This is a genomic window from Micromonospora ferruginea (assembly GCF_013694245.2).
Taxonomy (GTDB): domain Bacteria; phylum Actinomycetota; class Actinomycetes; order Mycobacteriales; family Micromonosporaceae; genus Micromonospora; species Micromonospora robiginosa.
The window spans coordinates 1769329-1781719 of sequence record NZ_CP059322.2; the positions used below are offsets into that span (position 1 = coordinate 1769329).

Consider the following 12391-nt stretch of genomic DNA (forward strand, 5'->3'; position numbering starts at 1 on the left):
GGGGAGTCAGTCGGGGGCGGGGACGACGACCAGGTCGTCGCCGGCCGGGTCCAGCTCGGCGGTGTGCACGCGCCCCCGGCCGACCAGCCGGATCCGCACCGGACGGTCCGGCGCGTCGGGGTCGTGCGGCACGCCGACCAGCCGGAAGCGGCCGGCGGCGTCGGTCTCGGTGGCCTGGGCGGTGCCGACCAGTTCCACCCGCATCGCGGCCAGCGGCTGGTCCTGCGGCCCGACCACCCGGCCGTCGAGCGTGCGCATGTCGAGCTGCCGCAGCCGCAGCGGCTGCCGCACCGGCGGAGCGGTCGGCGCCGGCCGGTCGATCCGGGCCGGCACGTCGAGCAGCAACGCCGGCCGGGGCGCCACGCCGAGCGCCCGCCACAGCGCCGGGTCGCCGGCGTCCAGCACCGGCTCGGGCCGGCCGGTCCCGGTGGTGGCCGCGGCGAGCACCCGGTCCAGCGCCGGCAGCGCCGCCGGCCCGCCGCCGCTGACCAGCAGGCGGACCACGAACCGGTACGGCTCGCGCGCCGCGCCGCCGGTCGCGGTCTGCCGGGCCGGCCGCAACTCCAGCGGCCAGACCGTGAGGCCGCCGTCCGGGTCGTCGCGGGGCGGGCCGACCGGGACGGGCTCACCCGCCGCCCCGGTCAGCCAGGCCGTGACGTCCGCGACGGCCGCCTCGATCGCACCGGTCATCGCGGCGGCGTCCCCTGGATCCGGTACGCGATGGCCTCGTTCCAGACGTGCGGGTAGACGCCGATCTCGAAGTAGCGGGTGAACCGGTTGATCGGCGCGTTGGTGTGGTCGTGCCAGAGCAGCCACACCGGGGCGATGGTGAACAGCGCGTAGTTGAGCGCCACCAGCGGCAGGTAGAGCGGGCCGAGCAGCCGGGCCTGGAACACGTGCACGTCCTCGTGCCGTTGGATGCCCGGGCTGGACCCGGCGCAGACCGTGCCGATGGTGGTGGCGTAGCGGGGGGAGACGCCCTCGACCACGTTGACCCGGCCGCTGCCGGCCGAGACGACCCGGTCGAGCTGGTGGCCGAAGACCAGGTGCAGGGCCAGGTAGAGCGCCCCGGCGAACGTGTTGAGCAGGCTCCACGTGTGGTCGACCACGAAGAGGAAGACCCCCTTCGCGTCGGCGCCGTACGTGCCGGCGGAGGCGGTCGCCCAGCCGAAGGGCGCGCCGACGAGCAGGCCGACGACCGCGCCGACCAGCAGGCCGACGGTGCCGGCGGCGGCCTGCCCGAGCACGGCGCCGAAGGCGATCTGGACGGCGGCGCTGAGGATGCCGAAGACCATGACGGTCACCTCTCTCAGACCCAGGAGCGGACGAAGCGGGGCTCGTTGCCCTGGGCGAGCTGGGTCGGCGACGCCTGTGTCGCCTGCCGGTTGCCCGGGGGCAGTTGGTTGATGCCGAGCGCGGCGGAGAAGATGACCAGCCCGTTGAAGAACGCGATGATCCACTTCTCGGGGCCGGCGTCGGCGAACGCGGCGGTCAGGTAGGAGAGCAGGAGCGCGAAGCCCAGCGCGATCCACTTGCGGGCCTTGTCGCCGCTCGGCCCGATCAGGCCGCCGATGACGTTCGTGGCGAGCAGGGTGGCGGCGCTGGCGCCGGTCAGACTGCCCAGCGCGGCCCAGGTGAAGAGATCGTTCACGGCGATCCCCCTTTTCAGACGGTGCGGTGGTGCGGGCTCGGGTGGGATGGTGCGGCGGCCCGCGGCGATGGCTGCGGGGTCCGCCCGGTCGGCGGTGGGGCCGGCGGTCTGCCGCCGGTGATCGGGGTCGGTCCGGCGCCGGTGACGCGGGTCGGGGGCCGGGCCGGCGGGGCTCAGACCGGCGGGCCGGCGGGTGGCGCCGGCGCGGCCGGTGCGCCCGGCGTGGCCGGTCCGGTGGTGGGGGCGGTCGACGTGGCGGCCGGGCTCCCGCCCCGGCGGCGGCGCAGCAGCAGCACGACCACCACGGCGACGACCAGCAGCAGCACGACCACCGCGCCGACGACCAGCAGCCAGGGGAAGGATCCGCCGCCGACCACGGCCGCGGCCGCGCTGGTGGCGGGCGCCGCCGGCGCCTCGGCCACGGCCCGCAGCTCCGCCGGCTTGGGCTGGTTGGCGACGACCTTCCAGCTCACCGAGCGGCCGGTGGTGGTGCCGTTGGTGTCGAGGACCCGGCCGGGGAACGTCACCGAGATCTCGAACGACATCAACGTCATGAACGCCTGCTGGTTGCGGGGATCCTGTTCGGCCACCTTTCCGCCGTATTTCTTCGGATCCAGCGGCAGCGAGAAGCGATAGAGATCGCCATCCCGAACAAGATTCACGCTCTCACTCGTGAATTGCGCCAGCGGCGTTTTCCGGTAGGTGATCTGAATGCCGTAGAAGTTGGGATCCTCGTAGCGGGTCTCGGTGCCGGCGGGAAGCGTGGGAATGTTCTGCCGCAGTTCGGCGAAGGCCACCGCGACGTCCGGGTTGCGCTGTTTGAGCACGGACTTCTGCGCGGTCAGCAGGAGCTGGCCGGAGATCGTGTCGTCGGGGTTCACGGTCAGCCCGAGGTTGAGTTGCATGCAGCCGCTCAGGGTCGCCACGAGGGCGAGACACACCGCGACGCGGAATGCCCGGCTGCGGCGGAGTCTCGTATTCATGCGCTCAGTGTGGGTGGTCGGGGCGGGCGCGGCAGTCAGCGATCAGCCGCTGCTTTGTCGCCGATCTTACCGGCCGCCTCTCCCATTCGGACGACCCCGGAAACGCGCGCGATCGATATCCTGAAAGGTTGTCATTCCGCTGTTTCCGGCGCCGGTCGGTCCGCCACGATCCGGAAGACCGGGATGGTCGGGGCGACGCGCGCGAACTCGGTGAGCGGGGCGTGCCTGTCGACAGGCACGTGCGGGCGCGCGCCGGGGGCGAGCGCGAGGTGGCGACGCAGGATCGGCGGCCGGTCGGCGACGTCGACCTCGACCAGTCGGACCGCCTCCCGGCCACGGTGGCGCAGCACCGCCCGCCCGTCGGCGGCCCGGACGTTGGCCACCCAGTTGACCCGGTCGCCGAGCATCGACACCAGGTAGCGCTCGCCCTCGTGGTCGGCGACCACCAGCGGCAGGGCGACCGTCCGGCCGCTGCGCCGGCCCCGCACCTCCAGCGTCACCCAGTGCCGGGGGCCGAGCCCGGCGGAGTGCTGCCGCGCGGCGAGCCCGTTCAGCACCCGGGCGAGCCGGTTCGGCCGGCCACCCCGATACATCCACCTCAGCTGCCGGCGCCACGATCCGGTGCTCATCCGGACCCCCTCTCCTCCCCTCAATTGGGGACCACGGCGGGCGGCGGCGACCAGGGTCGATCGACCCGGACCTCTTTACCTGATTGAAATCGACTGTTATCTTTCCGGCAAAACTTGCAAGTTTTTGCAACAGCCGGAAGTCGGCCGACGTCCGCACGCACCGTCCACCCGCGTCCCCGTCGGAGACCGCCATGCCCAGACCCCGTCCGGTCCTCGCCCTGCTCCTCGCCGCGGTGCTGTCCGCCGTCGGCCTCACCGCCGCCGCGCCACCCGCCGGCGCCGCCGTCGACGCCCGCGCGCTCGGCGCCCGCTACGACGCCACCGGCTCGACCATCACGTTCCGGGTCCACTCCGCCGCCGCGACCCGGATCGCCGTCTACCTGTACGCCGCGCCCACCGGCGCCGCCGAGAAGGTCAGCTACGTGCTCACCCGCGACGCGTCGGCGGTCTTCGGCGTCACCGTAGACGTCGCTATCCTGCGCGACACCCACGGCCTCACCGGCACGATCTGGTACGGCTACCGGGCCTGGGGGCCGAACTGGCCGTGGACCAGCACCTGGACCAAGGGTTCGTCCGCCGGCTTCGTGGCCGACGTGGACGCCGCCGGCAACCGGTTCAACCCCAACAAGCTGCTCGTCGACCCGTACGCCCGGGAACTCAGCCACGACCCGCTGCGCCCCGGCGCGACCGACGACACCGTCTACGCCTCCGGGCCGGCCCACCGCACCGTGGACAGCGGCCCGTACGCCCCGAAGGGCGCGGTGCTCGCCGTCGCGACCGGCGCCACCGGCGTCAAGCCCACCCGGGCGTTCAAGGACGACGTGCTCTACGAGGTGCACGTACGCGGCCTCACCCGCGACGACCCGAGCGTGCCGGAGGCCTGGCGGGGCACCTACCGGGGGGCCGCGACCAAGGCCGGCTACCTCGCCTCGCTCGGCGTGACCGCGGTGGAGTTCCTGCCGGTGCAGGAGACGCAGAACGACACCAACGACGTCGACCCGACCGGCACCGCCGGGGACAACTACTGGGGCTACATGACGCTCAACTGGTTCGCCCCCGACCGGCGGTACGCCGCCGACCGCTCCCCGGGCGGCCCGACCCGCGAGTTCCAGGCCATGGTCAAGGCGTTCCACGACGCCGGGATCAAGGTGCTGCTCGACGTGGTCTACAACCACACCGGCGAGGGCGGGGCGCGCACGATCGGCGGCGCCCCGGCCTACGACCTGTGGTCCTGGCGCGGGCTGGACAACCCCACCTACTACTCGTTGACCGCCGACCGGCAGGCGTCCTACGACAACACCGGGGTGGGCGGCAACTACAACACCTACCACCCGGTCGCCCAGGACCTGGTCGTCGACTCGCTGGCGTACTGGAAGGACACGCTCGGCGTCGACGGGTTCCGGCACGACCTGGCCACCGTGCTCGGCAACACCTGCCAGCACGGCTGCTACCGCTACAGCCGCACCGACCCGGGCACCGCGCTCAACCGGATCGTCCGGGAGATGCCGGCCCGCCCGGCCGGCGGTGGCGCGGGCGTGGACTGGATCGGCGAGCCGTGGGCGATCGGCGCCGGCACCTACCAGGTGGGCAACCTGCCGGCCGGCTGGTCGGAGTGGAACGGCCAGTACCGGGACGCGGTGCGCAGCGACCAGAACCGGATGGGCTACGACCCGATCACCCCGGGCCAGCTCGCCACCCGGCTCGCCGGCTCCGCGGACCTGTACGGCGACGACGGCCGCCGGCCGGGGAACTCGGTGAACTTCCTCGTCGCCCACGACGGGTTCACCCTGCGCGACCTCTACGCCTGCAACGCGAAGAACAACAACCAGCCCTGGCCGTACGGCCCGTCCGACGGCGGCAGCGACGACAACCGCTCCTGGGACCAGGGCGGCGTCGCGGCCGACCAGCGCCGGGCCGCCCGCACCGGCCAGGCGCTGCTGCTGCTCTCCGCCGGCACCCCGATGATGACCGGCGGTGACGAGGTGCTGCGCGGCGTGCGGTGCAACAACAACCCGTACAACCTCGACTCGTCGGCCAACTGGCTGACCTGGAACCCGGACGCGAACCAGAGCGCGTTCCGCGCGTTCACCTCCCGCCTGGCCGCGTTCCGCGCCGCGCATCCGGCGCTGCGGCCGGCGACGTTCTACTCGTCCGCCGACGGCAACGGCAACGGGCTGGGCCAGCTCACCTGGTTCACCCCGGCCGGGGCCGCCCCGGACGCCGGGTACTGGAACGACCCGAACAACCACGCGCTCGGTTGGCGGATCGACGGCACCGAGTTCGGCGACCCGGCGTCGGCGATCTACGTCGGCTACAACGGCTGGTCCGGCGACGTCGGCTTCACGCTGCCCTCGCCCGGGGCCGGCAAGCAGTGGTACCGGGTCACCGACACCTCCACCTGGGCGGAGGGCCCGGAGCAGGTGGCCCGGCCGGGCGCCGAGGCGGCGCTGGGCGGCCAGGGCACCGGCTATCTGCTGCGCGGCCGGGGCCTGCTGCTGCTTGTCGCCCGCTGACCGACCGGCCCGGTACGCCGACGCTCAGCCCGGTGGCTGCCAGTCGGCGTACCGGGCCATGCCGCGCAGCGCCGCCCGGGACGGGGTGAGCCGGAGCACGGTGTCGCGCAGGGCGCGCGCCACCGGATGGCGGAGCTGCTGGCCGTACCGCGCGGTGCGCAGGGCCGCCCGCGCCACGGCCTGGCTGCGGGGCCGCCGTTGCCGGTCGTACGCGGCCAGCGCGCCGGCCAGGTCCGCCGAGCCGTGCGCGCAGGCGGCGCCGAGCACCACAGCGTCCTCGATCGCCTGGCACGCGCCCTGGCCCAGGTGCGGCGTCATCGCGTGCGCGGCGTCGCCGAGCAGCGCCACCCGCCCGTGCACGTACGTCGGCAGCGGGGTGGCCAGGTGCAGCAGATCGGTGCGGAGCACCACCTCCGGCGGGGTGGCGGCCAGCAGCGCCGGGATCGGGTCGTGCCAGTCGCCGAACCGCTCCCGCACCGCGGCCAGCTCGTCCGGCTCCCGGCCGCCGGCCGGCGCGACGTCCGCGGCGTACCAGTAGAGCCGGCCGTCGCCGAGCGGGACGGTGCCGAACTCGCGCCCGGCGCCCCAGGTGACGGCGGTCGCCACCGGCGCGGACCAGGGGACGACCGCGCGCCAGGCCGTGGAGCCGGAGTAGGCCGGCGGAGGCAGCGTCGGCCACAACCGCCGGCGCAGCAGGCTGTGCAGCCCGTCCGCGCCGACCACCAGGTCCGCCGCGAGGACGTGCACCGCGTCGCCCGCGCGGTAGGTCACCGACGGCGCGCCCGCGTCGACGTCCACGACCTCGGCGCCGGTGCGGAGCGCACCGGTGGGCAGCGCATGCCGGAGCAGGCGGTGCAGGGCGGTCCGGTGGATGCCGAGCGCCGCGGTGCCCAGCGTGCGTTCCAGGTCGGCGCCGTCGACCCGGGACAGCCACCGGCCGGAGCTGGCGCGCAGCCCGCCCGGGGTGTCGGGGATGCCGTCCCGCCGGACCGCGTCGCCCAGGCCCAGCGCGTCGAGCCCGCGCAGCGCGTTCGTCATCAGCGTCAGGCCGGTGCCGAGTTCGCGGGGGTGGTCGGCGCGCTCCAGCACGGTGACCCGCCACCCGCGCCGGTGCAGCGCCAGCGCCGCCGCCAGGCCGCCGATCCCCGCACCGACCACCACCGCGTGCGTGTCGTCCACCCCGCCACCTCCTTCTACAGATGTAGAAGGAGATACTACGCCCGACGGAGCGGATCGAGGGGGGCGGACGTGAGCGCACGAGCGGCCCGGGTGGCGGTGCTGGCCGACGCGGCGGTGGACCTGCTCGCCACCGGTGGCATGCGCGCGCTCACCCACCGCGCGGTCGACGCCCGGGCCGGCGTGCCACCCGGCACCACCTCGGCCTACCTGCGTACCCGGCAGGCCCTGATCGAGGCGGTGGTGCAACGCCTGGCCGACCTCGACCGGGTGGACCTGGCCGCGCACGACCTGCCCACGGCGCCGACCGGACCCGCCCCGGCACTCGGGCCGGACGGGCTCGACCAACTCGCCGCCGGGGTGGCCGAGGTGCTGGACCGCTGGCTGACCGTCGGGCGCAGCCGCTCCCTGGCCCGCTACGCCTGCCTGCTGGAGGCGACCCACCGACCCGAGCTGCGCCGGATCCTGCACCACGGCAGCATCCTGCGGGTGCAGGCCCGGGAACTGCTGGCCCGCGCCGGCGCCACGGACCCGGCCCGGCAGGGCGACCAGTTCGTGGCGTTCGTCGACGGGTTGCTCTTCGACCGCCTGGCCGGCGCCGGGGCGCTCGACGCGCCGCCGCCCGGCACCCGCGCCAGCCGGGACGACCTGCGAGCCGGCGTCCGCACCCTGCTGCGCGCCTTCACCGGCGCCTGATCGACCGATCGGGTGCCGCCGATCACTGCCGCCCGCGCCGCGAGGTTGCAGGATGAGGTGGGCGCGACAGGAGGGCGGGCGATGGCGACGGTGACCAGGGAGCGGATCGGCCCGGCCGTACGCGAGGCGGCCGGACGGCTGCGCCGGGGCTGGCTGCCGGTGGTCGAGGCGACACTCGCCGCCACCGTCGCCTGGATCCTCGCCACCCGGATCGTCGGGCACCCCCAGCCGTTCTTCGCCCCCGCCGCCGCGCTGATCGTGCTCGGCCAGGCACGCGGCCAGCGGATCCGCCGCGCGGTGGAGGTGGTGCTCGGCGTGGCCGCCGGCGTGCTCGTCGCCGACCTGGTCGTGCAGGCGCTCGGCCCGCGCACCACCTGGACCGTGTTCACCGTCATCCTGCTCACCGTCGCGCTGGCGGTGGCGGTCGGCGCCAGCTCGGTCACCGTGGTGCAGGCCGCGGTCTCCGCGCTCTACCTGGTCGTGGTGTCCCCGCCCACCGAGTCGCTGATCCCGTTCCGGTTCGTCGACGCGCTGATCGGCGGCGCGGTGGCGGTGGTCGCCAGCCAGCTCGTCGACGCCCGCCGGCCGCTCGCCCCGCTGGTCGCCGAGTTCCGGCACACGTTCACCGAGCTGGCCGACGTGCTCGACGACATCGCGACCGCGCTCGACGGCGCCGACGACCGGGCCGCGCTGGCCGCGCTGGAACGGGCCCGGCACGCCGACGCCGGGGTGGAGCGGCTGCGCGGGGCGGTCCAGGCCGCCGGCGAGGCGCTGCGGCTCAACGTCCGCCGGCGCCGCCACCTCGGCCGCCTGCGCTCCGTCGAGGGGTCGATCCGGCAGATCGACTACGCCGTGCGCAACGTGCGCGTGCTGGCCCGCGCCGCGGTCACGTTCACCCGCGGCGCCGCGCCGGTCCCGGCCGACCTCGGCGGCACGGTCCGCACGCTGGCCGAGGCGGTACGCGCCGCCGGCGACGCGCTCGCCGCCGACCTCGGCGGCCAGGACCAGGTCGCCGACGCGCACGCCACCCGCGCCGACGCGGCGGCGCTGGAGGCGGTACGCGCGGCCGGACGCCTCTTCACCGCCGGCTCGACCCTGCCGCTCGCGATCATCATCGGCCAGGTCCGGGCCACCGCCATCGACCTGCTGCGCGGGGTGGGCGTGGACGACGACGCGACGGTGCTCAGCCGGGTCGACGCGGCGGTCACCGGCCCGGAGCGCTGACCGGCGTCACCTCAGGCGCTCTCCCGGGTCACCAGCGTCGACGCGAACGCGGTGCTCGGCGGCGCCGGCGCCTCGGTCAGCACGGCGGTGGCCGCGGCGGCGGCGATCCGGTCGACCGGGTGGGTCGCGGTGGTCAACGCCGGGCTGCTCATCGCCGCGTACGGCAGGTCGTCGAAACCGGCCACCGCCACGTCGTGCGGCACCCCCACGCCCCGCCCGCGCAACGCGGCGATCACGCCGAACGCGGTCGCGTCGCTGGCCGCGTAGATCGCGTCCACGTCCGGCCAGCGGCGCAGCGCCGCCAGCGCCGCCGACCCGCCCCGGACCGCGGTGAAGTCGCCGGTCACCAGCCGGGCCGGCGCACCCGAGGCGCGCATCAGCTCCCGGTAGGCGGTCACCGACCGTTCCGCACAGGTCAGCCAGCGCGGCCCGGTGACCATCACGATCCGGCGGCGGCCGGAGGCGTGCAGGTGGCGGAGCACCGCGTCGGCGCCGGCGGCGTTGTCCACGTCGAACGACGGCACGGTCGCCGAGCCCCGGCCGATGGAGACCACCCGCCCCCGCAGCCGGGTCGGCACCGCGTCCAGCGCCGCCTGCGTGGTGTTGACCAGGATCACGCCGCACACCCCCCGGTCGGCGCCGAGCCGGGTCAGCCCGGACGGATCGGCCAGCGGCAGCCACTCCAGCGCCACCCCGATCCCGTGCGGCGCGCACACCCGCGACGCGGCGCTGACCACCCGGTGCACGTACGGGTCGTCGAGGACCCGGTCGTCGCGGCCCACCACGGCCACCACCAGCCGTACGCCCGCGCCGCGCACCAGCGCCCGCGCGGTCCGGTCCGGCACGTAGCCGAGGTGCTCGGCGGCGGCGCCCACCCGCGTCCGGGCGCGCGCCGAGGCGAAGCCGTAGCCGCCGAGCACCCGCGAGGCGGTCGCCCGGGACACCCCGGCGGCCCGGGCCACGTCGTCGAGCGTGGGCGGTCGTGCGGCAGGCGTACCCATGGATCGCATCATGCCCGGTCCGGGCCGCGGCGGGTAAGGGGCGGGCGGGCTTGTGGTGGTAGCGCTCTCAGGTGTGCGATCGTCGACGGGAACCATTCGGGGAAGGGACGACCGCACCGTGAGCAAGACCCTCGACGCACCGGCCGCGCGACGGCCACCGGTGCCCCGGCCGGTGCTGGCCGCCCGCACCGGCGTCGCCGTCGTCTTCGCCCTCAACGGGCTCGCGGTGGCGAGCTGGTTCTCCCGGGTCCCGGCGGCCCGCGAGGCGCTCGGCCTCAGCCCCGGCCGGCTCGGCCTGCTGCTGCTCTGCATGTCGGTCGGCGCGCTGCTCGCCATGCCCGCCGCCGGCCTGGTCACCCAGCGGCTCGGCCCGGCCCGCACGGTGGTCGTGGCGACCGTGCTCGTCGCGCTCGGCATGACCGTGGCCGGCCTCGCCACCGGCCTGGCCGGCTGGGCGGTCGGCGTCGGGCTCGGCCTCGCCGCGTTCGGCTTCGGCTCCGGCCTGTGCGACGTGGCGATGAACGTCGAGGGCGCGGCCGTGGAGAAACGACTCGGCCGCACGATCATGCCCCGGTTCCACGCCGCCTGGAGTCTCGGCTCGGTGGCCGGCGCCGGCCTGGGCGCGGGCGCCGCGCGGCTCGGCGTACCGATCGAGGTGCACCTGCCGGTGCTGGCGGTGGTGATCCTCACCGGCACGCTGCTCGGCGCCCGGGCCTTCCTGTCCGCGCCGGCCGAGTCGACCGACGCGGGCGCGCCGGCGGCCCGGCGACGCGCGCTGCTGGCCGCCTGGCGGGAGCCGCGCACCCTGCTGGTGGGCCTGCTGGTCCTGGTGATGGCGTTCACCGAGGGCAGCGCCAACGACTGGCTGGCGGTGGCGTTCGTCGACGGGTACGGCGTGGACGAGGCGGTCGGCGCCGCCGTGTTCGGCGTGTTCGTGATCGGCATGACGCTGGGCCGCACCGCCGGCACGGTCGCCATCGACCGCTGGGGCCGGGTGCCGGTGCTGTACGGCACCATCGCGCTGGCCTCGGCCGGCGCGGCCCTGGCCGTGCTGGCCGGCTCCGGCCCGCTGGCCGTGGTCGGCGTGGCGATGTGGGGGATCGGCGCGTCGCTCGGGTTCCCGGTCGGGATGAGCGCCGCCGCCGACGACGAGGACCGGGCGCCGGCCCGGGTCAGCGTGGTCGCGGTGATCGGCTACACCGCGTTCCTCGCCGGGCCGCCGCTGCTCGGCTTCCTCGGCGACCACTTCGGCGTGCTGAACGCGCTCGGCGTCGTGCCGCTGCTCCTGCTGCCCACGCTGGCGCTGGTGCCGGTGCTGCGCCCGCCGGCCACCGCCGCGACCACGGCCCGCTGAGCGCGCTGCCCAGCCGACTCCCACGGCGCTCCCAGGCGCCTGCCAGGCGCGCGTGCTGCACTAGAGCACGACGCCGAGGAGAGGAGGCGGGCATGGGCTGGTTCAGCCGACGGGCCGCCGACCCGACGACCCCGACGAAGCTCGACCGGGAGGCGACCCGGGAGGACCTGGCGCAGCTCGAGGCGTTCGTGACCAGCCGGCGCGGGGTCGAGTTCTATCTCGAACCGGAGACCACCGCCACCGACACCACGGTGGTCGCCATCGCCCACGACGGCGAGTGGATCCGTCGCCGTACCGGCTCGCCCCGGGTCGCCGGCACGATCGCCCGCCGGCACGCGGTGCCGCTCTACGAGGCGGCCCGCACCGGCTACCCGGAGCGGATGCGGGCCTGGAACCGGGCGCACCCGGAACGCCGCAAGCGCTGAGCGCCGCGCTCAGTCGCCGAGCGCGGCGCGGGCCTGGTCCCGGCGCAGCGGCTCGTCGTGCGCCGAGACGTACCACTCGACGTGCTCGGAGAGCAGGCTGCGGGCCAGCCCCAGATCCGGCCCGTCGGTCGCGGTGCGCTCGTGCAGCGGGGGCGGATACCAGCAGTCGCCGAGCAGCAGCACCCGCGAGTCCGGCACCAGCACCACCGTCGAGTCGCTCGCGTGCCCGCCGCCGACGTACCGCAGCACGACACCGGTGGGCAGCATCAGCTCGTCGGTGAACGTGCGGGTCGGCGGCAGCACCGCGAAGCCGTCCCAGTCGTCCACCGCGAGCGCCCGGGCCCGGTAGCTGGGCCCGAGCCGGGGCTCGGCGCTCACTGCTTCACGCAGGTGCCGGTGGCTCCACGGGCGGGTTGCCTCGGCGCGCAGCGGGGCGACGCCGGCCTCGTGCCCGACGATCTCCACGTCCGGCCAGGCGCAGGCGCCCCAGACGTGGTCCCAGTGGTGGTGGGTGTAGACCAGCCAGCGCGGCTCCGGCAGCCGGGCGGCGGCGAGCCCGGCGCGGATCTCCCGGGCGTGCGCCGGACTGTTCCCGGCGTCGACGAGCACGCTGCCCCGATCGTCGGCGACCACCGCCACGGTGGGCCGGATCGCGCCCGGGTCGGGGTCGCCCGGGAACAGCCAGACCCGGTCGGCGAGGTGGCGTGGCTCCATGGCGGCATCCTCTCGCAGTTCGGCC

General features: G+C 75.7%; 13 protein-coding genes. 5 read left to right on the plus strand and 8 right to left on the minus strand.

The window, feature by feature from the left end; all coding sequences use genetic code 11:
• Positions 1 to 6 precede the first annotated feature (6 nt).
• From H1D33_RS07700 to H1D33_RS07720, 5 genes are all read right to left on the minus strand, one after another.
• The gene (locus H1D33_RS07700; RefSeq protein ID WP_181568726.1) at positions 7 to 690 is read right to left on the minus strand and encodes a carboxypeptidase-like regulatory domain-containing protein; all 684 of its coding nucleotides are present in this window, start codon (positions 688 to 690) and stop codon (positions 7 to 9) included.
• Positions 687 to 1295 (minus strand): glycine zipper family protein, encoded by a 609-nt coding sequence (locus H1D33_RS07705; RefSeq protein ID WP_181568725.1) that lies wholly within the window; start codon positions 1293 to 1295, stop codon positions 687 to 689. Before H1D33_RS07705 ends, H1D33_RS07700 begins: the two co-directional genes overlap by 4 nt.
• Before the next feature lie 14 nt (positions 1296 to 1309).
• Positions 1310 to 1651: a hypothetical protein gene (locus H1D33_RS07710; protein ID WP_181568724.1), complete on the minus strand. Its 342-nt coding sequence runs from the start codon at positions 1649 to 1651 to the stop codon at positions 1310 to 1312.
• A gap of 173 nt (positions 1652 to 1824) precedes the next feature.
• Entirely contained in the window at positions 1825 to 2634 is an 810-nt protein-coding gene (locus H1D33_RS07715; RefSeq protein ID WP_307755369.1) for an LppM family (lipo)protein, read from the minus strand.
• 131 nt (positions 2635 to 2765) lie between these two features.
• Entirely contained in the window at positions 2766 to 3263 is a 498-nt protein-coding gene (locus H1D33_RS07720) for a nitroreductase/quinone reductase family protein (RefSeq protein WP_246411553.1), read from the minus strand.
• Between the two features lie 191 nt (positions 3264 to 3454).
• Between H1D33_RS07720 and H1D33_RS07725 the strand changes: the two genes are divergently transcribed.
• Positions 3455 to 5776 (plus strand): isoamylase, encoded by a 2322-nt coding sequence (locus H1D33_RS07725; protein WP_181568723.1) that lies wholly within the window; start codon positions 3455 to 3457, stop codon positions 5774 to 5776.
• Between the two features lie 24 nt (positions 5777 to 5800).
• Here the strand turns inward: H1D33_RS07725 and H1D33_RS07730 are convergent, their stop codons facing one another.
• Complete coding sequence (locus tag H1D33_RS07730; protein WP_181568722.1) at positions 5801 to 6955, minus strand: FAD-dependent oxidoreductase; 1155 nt, start codon at positions 6953 to 6955, stop codon at positions 5801 to 5803.
• A gap of 69 nt (positions 6956 to 7024) precedes the next feature.
• Between H1D33_RS07730 and H1D33_RS07735 the strand changes: the two genes are divergently transcribed.
• Together H1D33_RS07735 and H1D33_RS07740 are read left to right on the plus strand one after the other, a co-directional pair.
• The gene (locus tag H1D33_RS07735) at positions 7025 to 7648 is read left to right on the plus strand and encodes a TetR/AcrR family transcriptional regulator (RefSeq protein WP_246411551.1); all 624 of its coding nucleotides are present in this window, start codon (positions 7025 to 7027) and stop codon (positions 7646 to 7648) included.
• Between the two features lie 81 nt (positions 7649 to 7729).
• Positions 7730 to 8872 (plus strand): FUSC family protein, encoded by a 1143-nt coding sequence (locus H1D33_RS07740; protein ID WP_181568721.1) that lies wholly within the window; start codon positions 7730 to 7732, stop codon positions 8870 to 8872.
• A gap of 11 nt (positions 8873 to 8883) precedes the next feature.
• Here the strand turns inward: H1D33_RS07740 and H1D33_RS07745 are convergent, their stop codons facing one another.
• Entirely contained in the window at positions 8884 to 9873 is a 990-nt protein-coding gene (locus tag H1D33_RS07745; protein WP_181568720.1) for a LacI family DNA-binding transcriptional regulator, read from the minus strand.
• Between the two features lie 118 nt (positions 9874 to 9991).
• Here H1D33_RS07745 and H1D33_RS07750 point away from each other — a divergent pair, with 118 nt between their 5' ends.
• Positions 9992 to 11227, plus strand: a complete 1236-nt coding sequence (locus H1D33_RS07750) for an MFS transporter (RefSeq protein ID WP_181568719.1) — start codon at positions 9992 to 9994, stop codon at positions 11225 to 11227.
• Positions 11228 to 11319: 92 nt separating this feature from the next.
• Entirely contained in the window at positions 11320 to 11652 is a 333-nt protein-coding gene (locus H1D33_RS07755; RefSeq protein ID WP_181568718.1) for a hypothetical protein, read from the plus strand.
• 9 nt (positions 11653 to 11661) lie between these two features.
• On the opposite strand, the gene H1D33_RS07760 is transcribed toward H1D33_RS07755, so the two are convergent.
• Positions 11662 to 12366 carry an MBL fold metallo-hydrolase gene (locus tag H1D33_RS07760; RefSeq protein WP_181568717.1) on the minus strand — a complete coding sequence of 235 codons (705 nt, stop codon included), beginning with the start codon at positions 12364 to 12366 and terminating at the stop codon, positions 11662 to 11664.
• Between the last annotated feature and the right edge of the window lie 25 nt (positions 12367 to 12391).

What these genes read in the sequence shown, in the direction of transcription:
- H1D33_RS07725 (WP_181568723.1), top strand. Translation starts at nt 3,455, where the DNA reads ATGCCCAGACCCCGTCCGGTCCTCGCCCTGCTCCTCGCCGCGGTGCTG.
- H1D33_RS07715 (WP_307755369.1), bottom strand. Translation starts at nt 2,634, where the DNA reads ATGAATACGAGACTCCGCCGCAGCCGGGCATTCCGCGTCGCGGTGTGT.
- H1D33_RS07755 (WP_181568718.1), top strand. Translation starts at nt 11,320, where the DNA reads ATGGGCTGGTTCAGCCGACGGGCCGCCGACCCGACGACCCCGACGAAG.
- H1D33_RS07760 (WP_181568717.1), bottom strand. Translation starts at nt 12,366, where the DNA reads ATGGAGCCACGCCACCTCGCCGACCGGGTCTGGCTGTTCCCGGGCGAC.
- H1D33_RS07740 (WP_181568721.1), top strand. Translation starts at nt 7,730, where the DNA reads ATGGCGACGGTGACCAGGGAGCGGATCGGCCCGGCCGTACGCGAGGCG.
- H1D33_RS07705 (WP_181568725.1), bottom strand. Translation starts at nt 1,295, where the DNA reads ATGGTCTTCGGCATCCTCAGCGCCGCCGTCCAGATCGCCTTCGGCGCC.
- H1D33_RS07700 (WP_181568726.1), bottom strand. Translation starts at nt 690, where the DNA reads ATGACCGGTGCGATCGAGGCGGCCGTCGCGGACGTCACGGCCTGGCTG.
- H1D33_RS07745 (WP_181568720.1), bottom strand. Translation starts at nt 9,873, where the DNA reads ATGGGTACGCCTGCCGCACGACCGCCCACGCTCGACGACGTGGCCCGG.
- H1D33_RS07720 (WP_246411553.1), bottom strand. Translation starts at nt 3,263, where the DNA reads ATGAGCACCGGATCGTGGCGCCGGCAGCTGAGGTGGATGTATCGGGGT.